We start from the raw sequence: 17238 nt of genomic DNA on the forward strand, positions 1-17238 counted from the left end.
GGCAGACGGGGGCCGGCGCGACTTCAGGAGGGCGGCGGGCATGGCCGTACAACCGGAAGGAACCCCCTGCTGGGCCGATGCGATGTTCACCGACCTGGAGGGCGCCAAGAGGTTCTACGGCGACGTCCTCGGCTGGACCTTCGGCGAGTCCACGTCCGAGTACGGCAACTACACCCAGGCCTACGTGGACGGCAGGGCCGTGGCCGCCGTGGTCCCGCCCATGCCCGGCCAGGAGGGGCAGTCGCAGTGGTGCCTGTACTTCGCCTCGCCGGACGCCGTCGCCACGGCGGAGAAGATCCGGCACAGCGGGGGCGACGTGCTGATGGAGCCGATGCAGATCGCCGACGTCGGCACCATGTGCCTGGCCCGCGAGCCCAGCGGGGCCGTCTTCGGGGTGTGGCAGGCGGGCACCCACGAGGGCTTCGAGGAGACCGCCGCCCCCGGCGCCTACTGCTGGGCGGAGGTCTTCAGCCGCGATCCCGAGCGGACGGACGCCTTCCTCACCGCGGTCTTCCCGTACCGCGCGCGGGACCTGGCGGACGACGCGGTGGACTTCCGGGTGTTCGACGTCGGCGAGGAGACCGTGCTCGGCCGGATGCGGATGACCGACGACTTCCCGCCCGAGGTGCCCTCGTACATCAACGTCTACTTCGCCGTCGCCGACTGCGACGCGGCCGCCGCCGTGGCGGGCCGCCTCGGCGGCACCGTCCGCTTCGGGCCGATGGACAGCCCCTTCGGCCGGTTCGCGGCCCTCAGCGACCCGCAGGGCGCCGACTTCTCGGTGATCGACATCACGGCCACCGAGGGCGAGCCGCCCCGGACCGAGGACGTCTGAGCGGCCCGGACCGGGCACCCGCGCGGCCGTGGGATGATCGTGCGCATGCGTGAACGAGTGGTGGCCGCGTGCGACGGGGCTTCGAAGGGAAACCCCGGACCGGCCGGATGGGCGTGGGTGGTCTCGGACGACGACGAGCGGACGCCCGCTCGCTGGGAGGCGGGCCCGCTCGGCCGGGCCACCAACAACGTCGCCGAACTCACCGCCCTGGAGCGGCTGTTGACCGCCGTCGACCCCGAGGTGCCGCTGGAGGTCCGGATGGACTCCCAGTACGCCATGAAGGCCGTCACCACCTGGCTGCCGGGCTGGAAGCGCAACGGCTGGAAGACGTCCGCCGGCAAGCCGGTCGCCAACCAGGAGCTGGTGGTGCGCATCGACGCCCTCCTGGACGGCAGGTCGGTGGAGTTCCGCTACGTCCCGGCCCACCAGGTCGACGGCGACCCGCTCAACGACTTCGCCGACCGCGCCGCCAGCCAGGCCGCCACGGCGCAGGAGGCGGCGGGCAGCGCGCTCGGCTCGCCGGTGCCGCCGCCCTCGCCCGACACCCCCAAGGCGTCCGCCCCGCGCAAGAAGACGGTTCGCCGCGCCGGCGGCGCGTCCTCCTCGCGCACCCTCAAGGCGAAGTTCCCCGGCCGCTGCGTCTGCGGCCGCTCCTACGCGGCCGGCGAGTCCATCGCCAAGAACGCGCAGGGCTGGGGCCACCCGGAGTGCCGCACCGCGCAGGCCTGAGCCGGCGGCGGGCCCGCGCCCCGGGGCCGGCCACCGGGTGACAGACTGTCGGCATGGACGAACGTGAAATCCGCAGGTCGGGTCAGAAGATGTCGGTGGTCGGTCTCGGCACGTGGCAGCTGGGCGCGGACTGGGGCGACGTGGACGAGAAGGACGCCCTGGCCGTCCTGGAGGCGGCGGCCGAGTCCGGGGTCACCTTCTTCGACACCGCCGACGTCTACGGCGACGGGCGCAGCGAGCAGACCATCGCCGCCTTCCTGCGCGGCCGGCCCGATCTGCGTGTGCTGGTGGCCACCAAGATGGGCCGCCGCGTCGAACAGCTCCCCGAGAACTACGTCCTCGACAACTTCCGCGCCTGGAACGACCGTTCGCGCCGCAACCTCGGCGTCGACCGGATCGACCTGGTGCAGTTGCACTGCCCGCCCACCCCGGTGTTCACCTCCGACGAGGTGTACGACGCCCTGGACACCCTGGTCGAGGAGGAGCGCATCGCCGCGTACGGCGTGAGCGTGGAGACCTGCGCACAGGCGCTGGCCGCGATCGCCCGGCCGCATGTGGCGAGCGTGCAGATCATTCTCAACCCGTTCCGGATGAAGCCGCTGCACGAGGTGCTGCCCGCCGCCCGCGAGGCCGGCGTCGGCATCATCGCCCGGGTGCCGCTCGCCTCCGGGCTGCTGTCCGGCAAGTACACCAAGGACACCGTCTTCGCGGCGAACGACCACCGCACCTTCAACCGGCACGGCGAGGCATTCGACCAGGGCGAGACCTTCTCCGGCGTCGACTACGAGACCGGTGTCGAGGCCGCCGCCGAGTTCGCGGCCCTGGCCCCCGAGGGTTACACCCCGGCCCAGCTGGCGCTGCGCTGGATCATCGAGCAGGAGGGCGTCACCACGGTGATCCCCGGCGCCCGCAACCCCGAGCAGGCCCGTGCCAACGCGGCCGCCGCCGCGCTGCCGCCGCTGTCGCACGACACCCTCGCCGCGATCCGGGACCTGTACGACAAGCGGATCCGGGAGCAGGTGGAACACCGCTGGTGACGGCGCAGACGCCCACCGTTTGAAGGAACGGCCGGGCGGTTACCTGCATCGCATGACCGAGGACGGACGACGCAGAGGACGCCACGAGACCGAGGAGGAGCGGGCCGACCGGATGTGGGGTGAACTCATCCAGGAGGTCCGCGTCGCCCAGACGGGAGTGCAGATCCTGTTCGGGTTCCTGCTGACCGTCGTCTTCTACCCGAAGTTCACCCGGCTGCCCGCCGACGACCAGCACATCTACATCGTCACGGTGGTCCTCGGCGCCTGCACCACCGGCGCCCTGATCGGGCCGGTCTCCCTGCACCGGCTGGTCTCAGGGCGCCGGATCAAACCCCAGGCGGTGCGGCTCGCCGCCCGGCTGACCTTCGTGGGCCTGGTCATGCTGCTCGCCACGACGACCTGCGCCCTGCTGCTCATCCTCCGGGTGGCCACGCACGACGGCTATGTGCCCTGGCTGGTCACGGGAGTCGTCGCCTGGTACCTGACGTGCTGGTTCGGTCTCCCGATGTGGGCCCGCCGCCGGCACACCACCAGCAGGGACGACGCCTGAGCGGCCCCAGCGGGCGAGGTCCCCGGCCGGGCCGGTCCGACGCGACCGGCCCGGCCGGGGACCTCGCCCCACACCGCGGAACGTCCCCCGACCCGCTCAGCCGGTGGCGAGGATGTCCGCCAGCAGCTCGTCCACCGGGGCCCGTTCACTGCCGGGCGGCACGACGGCGTGGGTCTCGCGCAGGAACCCGGCGACGGCCGGCGCCCACGCGTACACCACCGCGCGCTGCCGGCCGCCGTCGGGGCGGGTGTCGCCCAGGAACTCCATGCGCAGCTCGTGCCCCGGTCCGGTGCCGGCCGGACGCAGCCGTACGTCGCCGATGCCGACCGGCCCGGACAGTCCCGCGGCCAGCATCTCCCGGTCCAGGCGCCAGTGGGCCAGCACCCGGCCGTCGTGGGCGAAGACGGCCGTGACGGCGAACGGGTCGGCGGCGTCGTAGCCGAGATGGACGAACACCGGGCACCGGCCGGTGCCCGGTGCGTGGAGCTGCACCACCAGGGACGTGTGCACGGACGTGTTCACGCGAGGACCTCCGCGACGATCGGTGTGGATCTTCCGGGTACCCCGGTTCGGCGGAAGTTGACATGCGCGGTGGCCGGGCGTCAGCCGAACGCCTCGCGCAGCGCGGGGAGCAGGGTCTTCGCCGACCAGTCCAGGAACTCCGGCTGGGTCTCCCCGCCGATCTGCACCAGGGCGATCTCGTCGAACCCCGCCTCGGCGTACGGGCGTACGGCCGCAACGAAGTCCTCCGGGTCGTCGCCGCAGGGGATGGAGGAGGCCACGTCGTCGGGGGTGACGAACTGCGTCGCGGCCGCGAAGGAGTCCGGGTGCGGCAGTTCGGAGTTCACCTTCCAGCCCAGCCCGAACCAGCGGAACTGGCCGTGCGCGCGCTCGACGGCCGCGTCCCGGTCGGTGCCGTAGCTCACCGGCAGCTGGCCGATCCGGGGCTTGCCCTCGCCGCCGTGCCGGTCGAAGGCCTCCAGCAGGTTCGCCTTCGGCTCGGTCGCGATCACCAGGTCGGCGAGGTGTCCGGCGAGCCGGCAGGACTGCTCCCCGGAGACCGCGACGCCGATCGGCGGCGGCTGGTCGGGCAGGTCCCACAGCCGGGCCGACTCCACGTCGAAGTGCTCGCCGTGGTAGGTGACGTGATCGCCACGGAACAGCGCGCGGATGATCTCCAGCGCCTCCTCCAGCATCTCGTGCCGCACGTCCACCGGAGGCCAGCCGCCGCCCACCACATGCTCGTTGAGGTTCTCGCCGGAGCCGAGCCCGAGCCGGAACCTGCCCTCCGACAGCAGCTGCACGGTGGCCGCCTTCTGCGCCACCACGGCCGGGTGGTAGCGCCGGGTGGGGCAGGTCACGTAGGTCATCAGCGGAATCCGCGAAGTGGCCTGGGCCGCGGCGCCGAGCACGCTCCACGCGTACGGGGAGTGGCCCTGCGACCGCAGCCACGGAAAGTAGTGGTCAGAGGTCACCGAGAAGTCGAACCCGGCCTCCTCGGCGCGCACCACGTGGTCCACCAGCTCCCGGGGACCGGCCTGCTCGGTCATCATCGTGTATCCGATTTGCACCATGCGGGCCGAGTCCCCGGGCGAGCCGAGGGAAAACGGCCCCGGGCGGACTGCCTGGAGTCATCGCAGGCCGAAGCGGTCCGCCCAGCCGGTCAGCTCGCCGAGGGCGGTGTTGCCGCCGCAGACCACGAGAGCGAGCCGGGCGCCGGGGCCGACCCGGGAGATCACCTCCCGGGCGGCGGGCAGCAGACAGCCCGCGGCGGGCTCCGCCCACACCTTGGCGTGGTCGGCCAGCTCCAGGCAGCCCCGCACGGCCTCCCGGTCCGGCACCACCAGCACCTCCTCGACCAGTTCGCGGACATGGTCGTAGGTCAGCCGGGAGACGGAGGGCGCGCTGAGCGTGGTGACCACCGAGGACAGCGGCACCGGCACCGGACCGCCCGCCTTCAGCGCGGCGGACATCGCCTCGGCGCCCCGCGTCTCCACGCCCCACACCCGAACGCCGGGGCGGCGGGCCCGGAGCGCCGCCGCGACGCCCGCGATCAGGCCGCCACCGCCGATGCTGACGAGGACGTCGGTGGGCTCGTCGGCCGCGTCCTCGGCCAGTTCGAGGCCGACCGTGCCCTGCCCGGCGATCACCATCGGGTCGTCGAACGGGTGGACGAGGGTCAGCCCCTCGTCCCTGAGCGTGGTCATCAGTTCGAAGGCGCTGTCCATGCCGTCGGTCAGCCGCAGTGTCGCCCCGGCCGCCTCGGCGAGCGCGAGGGAGCGGGCGGGCGCGGTGCGGGGCATCACCACCGTCGCCTTCACATCGAGGGCCGCCGCCATCACCGCGAGCGCGATGCCGTGGTTGCCGCCGCTGACCGCGACCACGCCGGCCGCCCGCTCGGCCTCGCCCAGCGACAGCAGCTTCGCCGCGGCCCCGCGGGCCTTGAACGAGCCGGTGCGCTGGAGGAGTTCGAGCTTGGCGGTGACGGGGACGCCGAGCAGCGCGGTGAGCCCGGGGCTCGCCACGGTCGGCGTCCGCACCACGTGCGGGGCGATCAGCCGGGCGGCGGCTTCGATGTCCGAGATGCCGATCAAGGTGCTTCACCCTTCCGGCGCGGGGGTGGGGACCGCGCCGCACGCACCTTGACGCGTGCGGCGATGCCAGGTCAACGGCGTTCGCCGGTCAGTGCTGTTGCGGCTTGTGCTGGGTCAGCTCGCTCGGGCGTACGACGACGAAGCCCTCGCCGCGCAGCATCAGCTGGACGGCCTCCCCGGAACCGCCCCGCAGCATCGACCCCATCGACTGCGAGCGGTGCAGCGAGGTCTCCAGGTGTGCGGTCCAGCCGACCACCGCGTCGGTGTCGACGTACACGGGCTGCTCGGCCGACACCGGGATGACCAGCGGGTTGCCGTCGCACACCAGGCCGAGCCGGCCGTGGCCGCTGAACACGCTGTTGAACAGGCCGCCCGCGGTGATGCCGGTGCCCTTCACCGTCTTGATCTCGTACGACAGCGTCGGGTCGAAGCACAGCACGTTGCGGCCGTTCACCGTGAATCCGTCGCCGGGCTCGATCTCCAGGACGAAGCAGTTCTGCGCCTCGTGCGCGAGCCAGACCTCGCCCTGCCCGCGCACCGCCATCAGCGGCAGCCCCTCGCCGGTGACGGCGCGCTTGAGCATGCCGCCGACGCCCTGGCCCTTGCGCTCGAAGCGGAGGCTGCCGCGGTGGGCGACCATCGCGCCCTGGCGGGCGTACATCTCGCCGTCCACCGTGTACTTGAGGCACTTGGCGTTCTCGACGGACATGCCCGGTTCGGCGGCGGGGCGCACCACGTACCGGCTGGAGAAAAGATCACCCTTCATGGGGGAATCCTCACCCGGAAGGGGGCATTCCGCCAAGATCGTGATCCGCCCGCCGGGAGTCAGCCCTTCTTCGGTTTGCCGCAGAACGCCGACTCCAGCGTCCCCGCGAGGGTGTCGAGCACCTTGCCGTTGTTCGAGGTGGTGGCGACGGCGGTCATGCGGCGGCCGCCGTCCTTGGTGGCGAACGCGTACGTGTAGTAGCCCTGCACCGTGCCCGTGTGCCCGTAGACCGAGATGCCGCAGGACAGATCGCGCCGGCGCAGTCCGAGCCCGTACGCGGTCGTGGCGTTCACCCGCGTCATCTTCTCCATCTCGGCGAGCCGTGCCGGGGACAGCAGTCTGCCGCCCAGCAGCGCGCCGTAGAACGTGTCCAGGTCCCGCGCGCTGGAGATGACGGCGCCCGCGCTCTGCGCCCAGGACACCGTCTGGTCGGTGGCGTCCACCAGCGGGTCGCCCGCCTTGTCGGGGGTGAGGTAGCCGTGGGCGTGGGTGCCCGGGACGCGGGTGTCGGGGTGGACGTAGAAGGTGTCACGGAGCTTCAGCGGCTCGAAGACGCGCGTGCGGTACTCGGTCGCCACGGAGTGCCCGGTGAGCTTCTCGATGAGCATGCCCGCGACGACGAAGTTGGTGTTGGAGTAGGAGTAGGCGGCGCCGGGCGCGTTGGTGCGCGGGTGCTTCAGCGACAGCGCGACCAGCTCGCGGTAGGTGAAGACCTTGTTCCGCACCGCCTCGAAGCCGGGGACGCTGTCGGCGAACATGTCGTTGGTGTAGTCGTACAGTCCGCTGCGGTGGCTCAGCAGATGGCGGACGGTGATCCGGTCGTCCGGCAGCAGCCCCGGCAGATACCGGTCGACGGGCGCGTCCAGCGACAGCTTGTGCGCGTCGACGAGTTGCAGCAGCACGACGGCCGAGAAGGTCTTGGTGACGCTGCCGACGCGGAACCGGTCGCCGGCCGCCATGGCCCGCCGGGTGCCGCGGTCGGCGAACCCGTGGGTCGCCGTGTACGTCGTGCCGTGGTCGTCGATCCGGGCGAGCGCGCCGGGCGCGCCCTGCTGCACCGCCGAGCGCAGCACCCGGGCCAGACCCGCCGCGTCAGGCTGTGGAAGTCCGGCCGCCGCCGGGGACTTCACCTGACCGGTCGCGGCCTGCGCCGGGACCGCCAGCAGGGCCAGCGTGACCGCACCGAGCACCGCACCCCTGCCCACCGTGGCTGACACCATCGGGCATCCACTCCCATCCGTACGTCTGTTGATGCGACATCAGTCACATTCCGGCCTGGGAACCTAGGGGATCGAGGCGGCATCTCCACAGTCGACACACAGCTGGTCAACTACCAATCACTCTCTGGCTTCCGTTTGCAAAGGATTGCCATAGAAGATCGCGAAATGGATCATTCCAGCTTTACGTGCACATGACTGATCCGTAAGGGTGACCCCTGGGGGCCCGACCAGCCCCGTGGCGCGCAACCGCGCCATGTCACAGGGCGGTTGACGATCTCGCCGCCCTTCACAGAAGGAACCCTGATCAGATTGCGTAAACCGCACATACGCTCGGTGGCGGTCGCCGTCGCGGTGACGACGGCTGCCACGGGCCTGGCCGGTACGGCCTTCGCGGGACCCACCACGACGGGGGAGGCGCGCTCCGTCGCGTCCACCACCAGCGCCGACGCCACCGTGGTGAGCGCGGCGCGCGCCGCGGCCTTCGCGCACGCCACCGCGACCGGGGTCACGCAGGGCGACGAACTGCGGGCCCAGGACGTCATGCTGGACCCGGAGGGCGCCCGGCACGTCCGCTTCGAGCGCACCCACGCCGGCATGCCGGTGCTCGGCGGCGACCTCGTGGTCCACCTCGACCACGCGCTTCGCTACACGGGCGTGACCCGCGCCGCCGACCACACCGTCAAGCCGGCCACCGCCACGCAGGCCAGGCTCACCGCGGGCCAGGCCGCCGCCAAGGCCGCCCAGGCCGCCAAGGGGGAGGCGGGCACCGCCCGGCTCGTCGTGGACGCCCGGGGCGGCGCCTCCGCGCTCGCCTACCAGGTGACCGTGACCGCCCAGGACGGCACCAACACCGTCGTCGTGGACGCCGTCACCGGCAAGGTGCGCAGCAACACCCCCGACAGCGACCAGTTCCTGTCGCCCAAGCTGCTCGCCACCCTGCGCCAGAAGGGCGTGACGCTCGACCCGGCCATCGGCGCCGCGCGCAGCGCCGCCCTGGCCGGCTCGGGCACCACCACCGGCGCCAGGACGTCGTACCCGTCGGCCGCGAGCGGCACCGGCAAGACGCTCTTCGTCGGCAGCGTCGGCCTCACCACCACGCAGACCTCGCGCGGCCACTACCAGCTCGCCGACCCGACCCGGTACGGCACCGAGGTGCGCGACGCCAAGGGCAGGAGCCCCGAATCCTTCGGCTCCGGCGCGAAGTTCACCAGCACCACCAACGTGTGGGGCAACGGCACGACCGCCAACCGTGCCAGCGCCGCCGCCGACGCCCAGTACGGCATCACCAAGACCCTGGACTTCTACAAGAAGACGTTCGGGCGCAAGGGGATCGCCGGCAACGGCAAGGCCGCCCACGGAATGGTCCACTGGGGCGACAAGGTCGCCAACGCGTTCTGGGACCCCACCTGCGGCTGCATGCTGTACGGCGACGGCGACGGGCGGACCTTCAAGAAGCCGCTGGTCGTCCTGGACGTCACCGGTCACGAACTGACCCACGGCGTGGTGGACGCCACCGCGAAGCTGGAGCCGACCTACGTCGACCCCGACGGCAACCAGTACGGCGAGCCGGGCGCGCTCAACGAGTCGCTGGCGGACATCTTCGGCTCCAACGTCGAGTTCTTCGCGGCCAACAAGAGCGACACGCCCGACTACCTGATCGGCGAGAAGCTGGGCATCGGGCAGAAGTTCCTGCGCCGCCTGGACCACCCCTCGCTCGACAAGCTCGAGGGCACGATCGACTACTGGACGCCGGACACCTACGGCACCGAGGTGCACGCCGGCTCCGGCGTCTCGTCGCACGCCTACTACCTCCTCGCGGAGGGCAGCGGCAAGAAGACGATCAACGGCGTCGCGTACGACTCGCCGACGTACGACAGGTCCACGGTGAAGGGCATCGGCCGCACCAAGGCCACCGCCATCTTCTACCGGGCGCTCACCCGCTACATGGTCTCCACCACCGACTTCCACGACGCGCGCGTCGCGACGCTGAAGGCGGCCAAGGACCTGTACGGCGCGAGCAGCACCGAGTACAAGACGGTGGACAAGGCGTGGGCCGCGGTCGACGTGACCGCGGCCAACACCCCGGCCGCCCGGCACTGACCGACCCCCGCACCACCGGATGCCCCGCCCCGCGCGGGGCATCCGCATGTCCGCCGCCGATCCGCCACCGCATCGTGGCGCCGCCCCCGGGAACCCGCACGGCGAGACCGGGACCGTACGGCGGGAGGGACAGCGGATGGGCACCCCCGGTGAGAGCGCCCACCGAGGTGCGCGGGCGGCGTGGCGGCGCGACCATGACGAGCGTGGGACACGCCGACACGTCCCCCGGGGCCCGGCCGGGACCCGGCGGACCGGGCACCCCGTGAACGGCCGGTGCGGGCGCGGCTGCCGCGTCGCCGCCGCCCTGCTGACGGCCGCCGCCTGCCAGGCCGGACCGGCCCGCGCGGCACCCCACCTGCCCGGTGCCACCGGGCACGCCTCCGGCGTGGTCACCTGGGCGGCGAGCGCCGAACGGCTCGGCCCCGGAGCGGCGGGCCGGGACTACCGGATGATCGTGCACACCAGCGTGGGCGGCAGCGCGCTCCGCGTCCGCTTCACCAACGCCTTCGGCGACCGCCCGCTGACCCTCGACCACGTCTACGCCGGACCGCGGCTGCGCGGCGCCGCCGTGCGCCCCGGCGACAACCGCCCGCTGACCTTCGGCGGCGCCCGCCGGATCACCCTGCCCCCCGGCGCCATGGCGTGGAGCGACCCGCTGCCCGGTCGGCTGCCGGCCGGCGCGGACCTCGCCGTCAGCCTGCACACCCCGCACGCCGCCGGGCCGGCCAGCGGCCACCGGATGGCGCTGCGGACGTCGTACACCGGGCAGGGCGCGCACACCGCCGAGCCGGGCGCCGCGCACTGGACGGGGACCACCGGCTCCTGGTGGTACCTCGACGCCGTCTCCGTACGGCCGGACCGCCCGGCGACCGGCGCCGTGGCCGTGCTCGGCGACTCCCTCACCGACGGCGAGAGGTCCACCCCGGACACCGACCGCCGCTGGCCCGACCACCTCGCCCGGCGCCTGCGCGCGGCCCGCGCCGCCGTCGAGGGCGTGGCCGACGAGGGCATCTCCGGAGACAAGGTGCTCGCGGACGACGCCGGGCCCAGCGCACTGCACCGGCTGGACCGCGACGTGCTGTCGCTGCCGGGGCTGCGCACCGTCTTCCTCTTCGAGGGCGTCAACGACCTCAAGGCACGCCCCGGCGCCACCGCGGCCGACCTGATCGCCGGGTACCGGCGGATCGTGCGCCGGGCGCACGCCGCCCACCTGTGCGTGGTCGCCGCGACCATCGGCCCGTTCAAGGGGTGGCCGGAATGGAACCCCGGCGTGGAAGCCGTACGCCGGGACGTCGACCGGTTCGTCCGCGAGAGCGGGGAGTTCGACGCCGTCGCCGACTTCGACCGGGTGTTGCGCGACCCCCGCGACCCCGAGCGGCTGCGCCCGGACCTCGACGGCGGCGACCACCTGCACCCCGGCGACCGGGGCATGCGGGCCCTCGCCGGCGGCGTCGACCTGGACCGCCTTCAGTGCACGCGCCGGGCCGGTCGCCCCGGGCGTGCCGGGGTTCAGCCCGAGCCGCGCGCCCAGTCCTCCGGCACCCGCCCGGCGGGCCCCGGCACCGGCTGGTCGGCGGGATGACCGGCGGGCGGGGCGAGTTCGGGCCCCGAGGTGTACAACTCCTCGGTGGTGTAGTCCCAGAACCACTGCTCGCCCGGCTCGAAGCTCCGGATGACCGGGTGCCCGGTGGCCCGGTAGTGGGCGGTGGCGTGCCGGGCGGGGGAGTCGTCGCAGCAGCCGATGTGCCTGCACTGGGCGCAGCGGCGCAGATGGAACCACCAGCCGCCCGTGGCCTCGCACTCCACGCAGCCGGTGCCGCTCGGCGGGACGCCCGGGTCGATGCCCTCAGGGGTGCTCATGCGGATTCCTCCGTGTCGGCCCGCGGGTGCCGTGGCTCCCGCGCCGAACCGTCACCGGATGTCCCGGGGCCCGTCGCCGCGCTGCCACCGCACCGGTACGCCTCCATCGTAATTTCGATCGCCCGCCTTCGCCCCGGTTCGTCCGGACGGGCGTGGGGCCGGGGGCGGCAAGGGCCGCGCGGTGCCCGATAGTGGGCACCGGCAGCACGCACCCCCGGGACGACGAGGAGACCAGGCATGACACGGCCGATCACGGCAGGGACGGACGGCACGGAGGAGAGCCGGGCCGCGCTCGACTGGGCGGCCCGGGAGGCCGTGCGCCGGGGCCTGCCCCTGCGGGTGCTGCACGCGTGGCACTACGCCGACAAACTCGCCGGAGCCGGCCGGGAGACGCAGCGGGGCTGGGCGGAGCAGGGCGTGGCCGAGACGGTGCGCGCGCTCGCCGAGCGGCACCCGAAGCTCACGGTGAGCGCCGACGTGGTCGAGGAGGGCGCCGTGGCGGCGCTCGGCGGCGCTGCCTCGCGGGACGAGATGCTGGTGCTCGGCTCGCGCGGGCACGGACCGGTCGTCGGCTTCCTGCTCGGCTCCGTCGGACAGCAGGTCATCGCCGAGGCCGCCCGGCCCGTGGTGCTGGTGCGCGCCGGGGACCGCCCGGCGCTGGAGGCGGCCGGGCGGGAGGTGGTGGTCGGCCAGCACGGCGACCCCGAGGACAGCGCCGCCACGCTGCGCTTCGCCTTCGAGACGGCGGCGGCCCGCGGCGCCACCGTACGGGCCGTGCGGGCCTGGACCCTGCCGCCGGTCTTCGCCTACAGCCCCGGTTCGCTCAGGCTGCTGGACGAGGCCGGCGGGCTCGAACCGTACGAGAGGCAGGCCCTGGCCGACGCGCTGCGGCCCTGGCGGGAGCGGTTCCCCGAGGTCCCGGTGGCCGAGCAGGTGGAGATGGGCAGCGCCGGGCAGGTGCTGCTGTCGCTGGCCGGCCGGGCCCAGCTGATGGTCGTCGGCCGGCGGGCCCGGCGCACCGCCGTGGGGGCCCGCATCGGATCGGTCGCCCACGGCGTGCTGCACCACGCGGACTGCCCGGTGGCGGTGGTCCCGCACGTGTAGCGCGGGACTCGAACCCTAGGCCCGCCCGCGGGATCCGCGGGTGGCCCGGTCGCGGGCCTGTTCGGCGGCGGCGCGCACCGCGCCCCGGTGGACCGGGCCGTGGCCGGGCAGCAGGGTGTCGCCGTCGAGGGCCGCGATCACGTCCAGGGAGTCCAGCACCTGGCCGCCGTCGTGGTGGAAGAAGCCGTGCAGCAGCTGCGGTCCCTTCACCCGCGAGGTGGCGTGCCCGCTGACCAGGGCGTCGCCGGAGATCACGATGCCCGCCTCGGGCAGGTGGTAGACGCAGTGGCCGTCGGTGTGGCCGGGGGTGTGCACGGGCACCGGGCGCCCTGGCAGGTCCAGCGGGCCCTCGGCGGGGAACGGCTCGGGCGCGGTGACCGGGTTGTGCTCGATGCCGCCGACCTTGATGACGTGCGCCGCCCAGGGCAGCAGGCCCGGCCGCCAGGCGTTGCGGACGACGTCGCCGATGGTGGCCTGGTGCAGGAAGTCCCGGCGGGCGTGCGGGACTTCTGCCGGGTGCAGGTAGACGGGCGTGCCGTGGGTGGTGCGCAGATACTCGGCCGAGCCCAGATGGTCGTTGTGCGCGTGGGTGATCAGTACCGCGGCGACCGCCTCCGGCGAACCGCCCACCTCCGCGAGGGACTCCAGGACCCCCGGCCGGTCCCCGGGGTAACCGGTGTCGATCAGCGTGATGCCGTCCCCGTCCTTGAGGATCACCCAGTTGACGTTGTTGCCGTGCACCAGATAGGTGCCGTCGGCGACTTGGTGTACCTGTGCCCGCATGCTCTCTCCGCCCCGAGTGTCGATGATCGTCGGGACGACAGCCAACCAGATCGGGCACCACACGGCGCAAGGGGTCGGCCGGAGTCTCAGCGCACACCCTGCGGCCGGAACTGGATGCTGATCCGCGGCCCGGCCGCCCGCGCCGTCTTCGGCACGCAGTGCTCCCAGGTGCGCTGGCAGGAGCCGCCCATCACGATCAGATCGCCGTGTCCGAGCGGCCGCCGCACCGTAGGGCCGCCCCCGCCGGCCGGGCGCAGCAGCAGATCGCGGGGCTCGCCCACGGAGAGGATCGCCACCATGGTGTCCTCGCGCGAGCCCCGGCCGATCCGGTCGCCGTGCCAGGCCACGCTGTCCCGTCCGTCGCGGTAGAAGCACAGCCCGGCGGTGGTGAACGGCTCGCCCAGTTCGTCGGCGTAGTGCCGGGACAGCGCGGCGCGGGCCTCGTCCAGGACCGGGTGGGGGAGGGGGTCCGCCGCGCCGTAGAAGGCCAGCAGGCGCGGTACGGCGACGACGTTGTCGTACATCTTGCGGCGCTCGGCGCGCCAGGGCACCTGCGCCGCCAGTGTTTCGAACAGGGTGTCGGCGCCGCCGAGCCAGCCCGGCAGCACGTCGATCCAGGCGCCGGCGCCCAGCACGGTCCGGCGCAGTCCGTCCAGCGGGCCGAGCCCCAGCTCGTCGGTCTGGTCGAACAGGGAGCCCTGGAGGTGCGTGGCCATGGAGCCAGCGTACTCCTTAATCGAAAATCCGTTCCATTTGATCATTCGCGGTTCCGCCGGGTCCCCTCGTGTCCGCCCCTTTCGATACACGGATGTATTGGATACATTCCTGTATCGAAAGCGAGGTGCCGCCATGCAGGAGACCGCCGAGCGCGTCCCCCGGCGCCGGGCGCACACCCGTGCCCGGCTGCTCGACGCCGCGTTCCGGGTGTTCGCCGCCAAGGGCTTCGGGCGGGTCTCCATCGAGGAGGTCTGCGAGGCCGCCGGGTACAGCCGGGGCGCCTTCTACTCCAACTTCGCCACCCTGGACGAGCTGTTCTTCGCCCTCTACCAGGAGCGCGCCGACCTCATCGCCGACCAGGTCGCGGGCGCCCTCGCCGAGGACGGCCCCGGCCTCGACGTACCGGCCGCCGTGGACCGCGTCACCGAGGTGCTGCTGCTCGACGTGGACTGGCTGCTGGTGAAGACCGACTTCCTGGTGCACGCCGCCCGCGACCCGGCCGTCGCCGGGGCCCTCCTCGACCACCGCGCCCGGCTCCGCGAGGCCGTCGCCGACCGCCTCTTCCGGGCCCGGGGCCACACCGCGCTGCCCGCCGTGCTCGGCGACGCGGCGGGCGCCGCGCACGCCGTGGTCGCCGCGTACGACGGCGTCACCGTCCAGCTGTTGCTGGACAAGGACGTCGAACGCGCGCGGACCTGGCTCAAACAACTGCTCACCGCCCTGCTCACCGACGGCCGCACCGCGCCGCCCACCGCCGCCGCCCCCTCATCCACGCACTGAGGAAGGAACCCCACGTCATGGACGCGGACGTCATCGTCGTCGGAGCGGGCCTCGCCGGCCTGGTCGCGGCCCACGAACTCACCAGCCGGGGACGCCGGGTGGCCCTCGTCGACCAGGAGAACGGCGCCAACCTCGGCGGCCAGGCGTACTGGTCCTTCGGCGGCCTCTTCCTCGTCGACTCCCCGGAACAGCGCCGCATCGGCATCAAGGACTCCTTCGAACTGGCCTGGAACGACTGGCGCGGCAGCGCGCAGTTCGACCGGATCGAGGACGAGGACTCCTGGGCGGTCCGATGGGCCCGCGCCTACGTGGAGTTCGCGGCCGGCGAGAAGCGGTCCTGGCTCCGCGGCCACGGCATAGAACTGCTGCCCACCGTCGGCTGGGCCGAGCGCGGCGACCTCAGGGCCGACGGACACGGCAACTCCGTGCCCCGCTTCCACATCGCCTGGGGCACCGGCACCGGAGTGGTCGGACCCTTCGTCGAGCACGCCCGGCGGGCCGCCCGCGACGGGCTGCTGACCTTCCACCACCGCCACCAGGTGGACGAACTGGTCATCGAGGACGGTACGGCCCGCGGCGTGCGCGGCACCGTCCTCGCCCCCGACGACGCACCGCGCGGCGTCGCCACCAGCCGCGAGCGCGTCGGCGACTTCGAACTCACCGCCCAGGCCGTCGTCGTCACCACCGGCGGGATCGGCGCCGACCACGACATCGTGCGCCGCTACTGGCCCGCGCGCCTCGGCACGGCCCCCGCCGAGATGGTCACCGGCGTACCCGCCCACGTCGACGGCCGCATGCTCGACATCAGCGCGGCGGCCGGCGTCCGGCTGGTCAACCGGGACCGGATGTGGCACTACACCGAGGGCCTGCGGAACTGGGACCCGGTCTGGCCCGGCCACGGCATCCGCATCCTGCCCGGCCCGTCCTCCATCTGGCTGGACGCCCTCGGCCGCCGGCTGCCCGACCCCTGCCTGCCCGGCTACGACACCCTCAGCACCCTCAAGTACCTGCGCACCACCGAGGACATCGCGGGCTACGACCACTCCTGGTTCGTCCTCACCCGGAAGATCATCGAGAAGGAGTTCGCCCTCTCCGGCTCCGAGCAGAACCCCGACATCACCGCCAAGGACCGCAAGGCGGTGCTGCGCGACCGGGTCCTCGGCAAGGGGGCGCCCGGTCCGGTGCAGGCATTCCTCGACAAGGGGGCCGACTTCGTCACCGCCGGGTCCCTGGAGCACCTGGTCGAGAAGATGAACGCCCTCACCGGCAAGCCGCTGCTCGACGCCGCCGAGGTGCGCCGCCAGATCGAGGCCCGCGACCTCCAGATGGCCAACCCGTACAGCAAGGACTCCCAGGTCCAGGGCATCCGCAACGCCCGCCGCTACCTCGGCGACCGCCTCGGCCGGGTCGCCGTCCCGCACCGCCTGCTGGACCCGGCCGCGGGCCCGCTGATCGGCGTACGGCTGCACGTGCTCACCCGCAAGACGCTCGGCGGCATCCAGACCGACCTCGACTCCCGGGCCCTCGGTACCGACGGCAGCCCGATCGAGGGGCTGTACGCGGCGGGCGAGGTGGCCGGCTTCGGCGGCGGCGGGGTGCACGGCTACAACTCCCTGGAGGGCACCTTCCTCGGCGGCTGCCTCTTCTCCGGCCGCGCCGCGGGCCGGCACGCCGCCCGCCAGACGGGCTGAGCCCGGCCGTCCGGTGCCCGGCCGGCTCCCGCGGGGTCAGCCGCCGAGCTGTTCCAGCAGCACCTGGGCGTGGCTGCGCTCGGGTGTCTTCGACGCCGTCAGCAGGGTCACGCGGCCCTTGCGGACGGACTCGCGCAGGCCGTCGAGGAGTTCGGCGGCCTCGGGGGCGTCCAGTTCCGCCTCGTAGCGGCGGCGGAACTCCTCGTAGGAGCCGCCGCCGTGGAACCAGGTGCGCAGTTCGGCCGACGGAGTGAGCCCCTTGGGCCACTCGTCCACGTGCGCCTCCGCCTTGGCCACCCCGCGCGGCCAGAGCCGGTCGACCAGGACCCGCAGGCCGTCGTCGGGATCGGGTTCCTCGTAGATCCGGCGTACCCGCACGCTCATGGCCGGGTCCCTCCTTCACACCAGGGGCCGTTTCCGCGAGCGTACTGCGCCGGCCCGGCACGCGCCGGTCGGCGCCACTTGGCCGAAA

Annotated in this window: 18 protein-coding genes; 9 read left to right on the forward strand and 9 right to left on the reverse strand. The window is 73.3% G+C overall.

The genetic code is table 11. The annotated features are described in order from the left end of the window. Positions 1 to 40: 40 nt before the first annotated feature. Genes HZZ00_RS13995 through HZZ00_RS14010 form a run of 4 tightly spaced genes read left to right on the forward strand, consistent with a single transcriptional unit; the run spans position 41 to position 3151 of the window. A complete protein-coding gene (locus HZZ00_RS13995; protein WP_180332493.1) occupies positions 41 to 835 on the forward strand; it encodes a VOC family protein in 795 nt (264 codons plus the stop codon). Positions 836 to 868: 33 nt separating this feature from the next. Continuing rightward, complete coding sequence (locus HZZ00_RS14000) at positions 869 to 1564, forward strand: ribonuclease H (RefSeq protein ID WP_180332494.1); 696 nt, start codon at positions 869 to 871, stop codon at positions 1562 to 1564. A gap of 53 nt (positions 1565 to 1617) precedes the next feature. Next, positions 1618 to 2601, forward strand: a complete 984-nt coding sequence (locus HZZ00_RS14005; RefSeq protein WP_180332495.1) for an aldo/keto reductase — start codon at positions 1618 to 1620, stop codon at positions 2599 to 2601. Positions 2602 to 2653: 52 nt separating this feature from the next. Continuing rightward, positions 2654 to 3151, forward strand: coding sequence for a DUF6328 family protein (locus HZZ00_RS14010; protein ID WP_180332496.1), 498 nt, complete (start codon positions 2654 to 2656; stop codon positions 3149 to 3151). Positions 3152 to 3247: 96 nt separating this feature from the next. Here the strand turns inward: HZZ00_RS14010 and HZZ00_RS14015 are convergent, their stop codons facing one another. From HZZ00_RS14015 to HZZ00_RS14035, 5 genes are all read right to left on the reverse strand, one after another. Then, on the reverse strand, positions 3248 to 3673 hold the full coding sequence (locus HZZ00_RS14015; RefSeq protein ID WP_180332497.1) for an SsgA family sporulation/cell division regulator: 426 nt from the start codon (positions 3671 to 3673) through the stop codon (positions 3248 to 3250). An 80-nt stretch (positions 3674 to 3753) separates the two neighbouring features. Beyond that, positions 3754 to 4725: an LLM class F420-dependent oxidoreductase gene (locus HZZ00_RS14020; RefSeq protein WP_180332498.1), complete on the reverse strand. Its 972-nt coding sequence runs from the start codon at positions 4723 to 4725 to the stop codon at positions 3754 to 3756. 57 nt (positions 4726 to 4782) lie between these two features. Then, the gene (locus HZZ00_RS14025; RefSeq protein WP_180332499.1) at positions 4783 to 5745 is read right to left on the reverse strand and encodes a threonine/serine dehydratase; all 963 of its coding nucleotides are present in this window, start codon (positions 5743 to 5745) and stop codon (positions 4783 to 4785) included. A gap of 88 nt (positions 5746 to 5833) precedes the next feature. Further along, positions 5834 to 6511 carry an AIM24 family protein gene (locus HZZ00_RS14030; RefSeq protein WP_180332500.1) on the reverse strand — a complete coding sequence of 226 codons (678 nt, stop codon included), beginning with the start codon at positions 6509 to 6511 and terminating at the stop codon, positions 5834 to 5836. A 59-nt stretch (positions 6512 to 6570) separates the two neighbouring features. Continuing rightward, positions 6571 to 7731, reverse strand: a complete 1161-nt coding sequence (locus HZZ00_RS14035; RefSeq protein WP_180332501.1) for a serine hydrolase — start codon at positions 7729 to 7731, stop codon at positions 6571 to 6573. Between the two features lie 309 nt (positions 7732 to 8040). Between HZZ00_RS14035 and HZZ00_RS14040 the strand changes: the two genes are divergently transcribed. After that, complete coding sequence (locus tag HZZ00_RS14040) at positions 8041 to 9831, forward strand: M4 family metallopeptidase (protein ID WP_180332502.1); 1791 nt, start codon at positions 8041 to 8043, stop codon at positions 9829 to 9831. Positions 9832 to 10093: 262 nt separating this feature from the next. After that, positions 10094 to 11413, forward strand: a complete 1320-nt coding sequence (locus HZZ00_RS14045) for an SGNH/GDSL hydrolase family protein (RefSeq protein ID WP_257585783.1) — start codon at positions 10094 to 10096, stop codon at positions 11411 to 11413. Here the strand turns inward: HZZ00_RS14045 and HZZ00_RS14050 are convergent. Then, complete coding sequence (locus HZZ00_RS14050; RefSeq protein ID WP_180332504.1) at positions 11341 to 11691, reverse strand: UBP-type zinc finger domain-containing protein; 351 nt, start codon at positions 11689 to 11691, stop codon at positions 11341 to 11343. The two genes, HZZ00_RS14045 and HZZ00_RS14050, sit on opposite strands and share 73 nt — an antisense overlap. 237 nt (positions 11692 to 11928) lie before the next feature. On the opposite strand from HZZ00_RS14050, the gene HZZ00_RS14055 reads away from it, so the two are divergent. Then, the gene (locus HZZ00_RS14055) at positions 11929 to 12795 is read left to right on the forward strand and encodes a universal stress protein (protein ID WP_180332505.1); all 867 of its coding nucleotides are present in this window, start codon (positions 11929 to 11931) and stop codon (positions 12793 to 12795) included. A gap of 15 nt (positions 12796 to 12810) precedes the next feature. On the opposite strand, the gene HZZ00_RS14060 is transcribed toward HZZ00_RS14055, so the two are convergent. Both HZZ00_RS14060 and HZZ00_RS14065 read right to left on the reverse strand, forming a co-directional pair. Next, complete coding sequence (locus HZZ00_RS14060) at positions 12811 to 13578, reverse strand: MBL fold metallo-hydrolase (protein WP_180332506.1); 768 nt, start codon at positions 13576 to 13578, stop codon at positions 12811 to 12813. An 86-nt stretch (positions 13579 to 13664) separates the two neighbouring features. Continuing rightward, a complete protein-coding gene (locus HZZ00_RS14065; protein WP_180332507.1) occupies positions 13665 to 14294 on the reverse strand; it encodes an alpha-ketoglutarate-dependent dioxygenase AlkB in 630 nt (209 codons plus the stop codon). A gap of 133 nt (positions 14295 to 14427) precedes the next feature. Here HZZ00_RS14065 and HZZ00_RS14070 point away from each other — a divergent pair, with 133 nt between their 5' ends. Both HZZ00_RS14070 and HZZ00_RS14075 read left to right on the forward strand, forming a co-directional pair. Next, the gene (locus HZZ00_RS14070) at positions 14428 to 15075 is read left to right on the forward strand and encodes a TetR/AcrR family transcriptional regulator (protein ID WP_180332508.1); all 648 of its coding nucleotides are present in this window, start codon (positions 14428 to 14430) and stop codon (positions 15073 to 15075) included. Positions 15076 to 15092: 17 nt separating this feature from the next. Beyond that, positions 15093 to 16766, forward strand: coding sequence for an FAD-binding dehydrogenase (locus HZZ00_RS14075; protein ID WP_180332509.1), 1674 nt, complete (start codon positions 15093 to 15095; stop codon positions 16764 to 16766). A 36-nt stretch (positions 16767 to 16802) separates the two neighbouring features. Here the strand turns inward: HZZ00_RS14075 and HZZ00_RS14080 are convergent, their stop codons facing one another. Beyond that, entirely contained in the window at positions 16803 to 17150 is a 348-nt protein-coding gene (locus HZZ00_RS14080) for a DUF488 domain-containing protein (protein ID WP_180332510.1), read from the reverse strand. Positions 17151 to 17238 lie beyond the last annotated feature (88 nt).

This window comes from Streptomyces sp. NEAU-sy36 (assembly GCF_013423905.1).
Taxonomy (GTDB): domain Bacteria; phylum Actinomycetota; class Actinomycetes; order Streptomycetales; family Streptomycetaceae; genus Streptomyces; species Streptomyces misionensis.

Excerpts from the sequence above, each read along its gene's own strand:
- HZZ00_RS14075 (WP_180332509.1), top strand. The coding sequence starts at position 15,093 with ATGGACGCGGACGTCATCGTCGTCGGAGCGGGCCTCGCCGGCCTGGTC.
- HZZ00_RS14080 (WP_180332510.1), bottom strand. The coding sequence starts at position 17,150 with ATGAGCGTGCGGGTACGCCGGATCTACGAGGAACCCGATCCCGACGAC.
- HZZ00_RS14020 (WP_180332498.1), bottom strand. The coding sequence starts at position 4,725 with ATGGTGCAAATCGGATACACGATGATGACCGAGCAGGCCGGTCCCCGG.
- HZZ00_RS14005 (WP_180332495.1), top strand. The coding sequence starts at position 1,618 with ATGGACGAACGTGAAATCCGCAGGTCGGGTCAGAAGATGTCGGTGGTC.
- HZZ00_RS14070 (WP_180332508.1), top strand. The coding sequence starts at position 14,428 with ATGCAGGAGACCGCCGAGCGCGTCCCCCGGCGCCGGGCGCACACCCGT.
- HZZ00_RS14050 (WP_180332504.1), bottom strand. The coding sequence starts at position 11,691 with ATGAGCACCCCTGAGGGCATCGACCCGGGCGTCCCGCCGAGCGGCACC.
- HZZ00_RS14010 (WP_180332496.1), top strand. The coding sequence starts at position 2,654 with ATGACCGAGGACGGACGACGCAGAGGACGCCACGAGACCGAGGAGGAG.
- HZZ00_RS14065 (WP_180332507.1), bottom strand. The coding sequence starts at position 14,294 with ATGGCCACGCACCTCCAGGGCTCCCTGTTCGACCAGACCGACGAGCTG.
- HZZ00_RS14035 (WP_180332501.1), bottom strand. The coding sequence starts at position 7,731 with ATGGTGTCAGCCACGGTGGGCAGGGGTGCGGTGCTCGGTGCGGTCACG.
- HZZ00_RS13995 (WP_180332493.1), top strand. The coding sequence starts at position 41 with ATGGCCGTACAACCGGAAGGAACCCCCTGCTGGGCCGATGCGATGTTC.
- HZZ00_RS14000 (WP_180332494.1), top strand. The coding sequence starts at position 869 with ATGATCGTGCGCATGCGTGAACGAGTGGTGGCCGCGTGCGACGGGGCT.
- HZZ00_RS14030 (WP_180332500.1), bottom strand. The coding sequence starts at position 6,511 with ATGAAGGGTGATCTTTTCTCCAGCCGGTACGTGGTGCGCCCCGCCGCC.
- HZZ00_RS14055 (WP_180332505.1), top strand. The coding sequence starts at position 11,929 with ATGACACGGCCGATCACGGCAGGGACGGACGGCACGGAGGAGAGCCGG.
- HZZ00_RS14060 (WP_180332506.1), bottom strand. The coding sequence starts at position 13,578 with ATGCGGGCACAGGTACACCAAGTCGCCGACGGCACCTATCTGGTGCAC.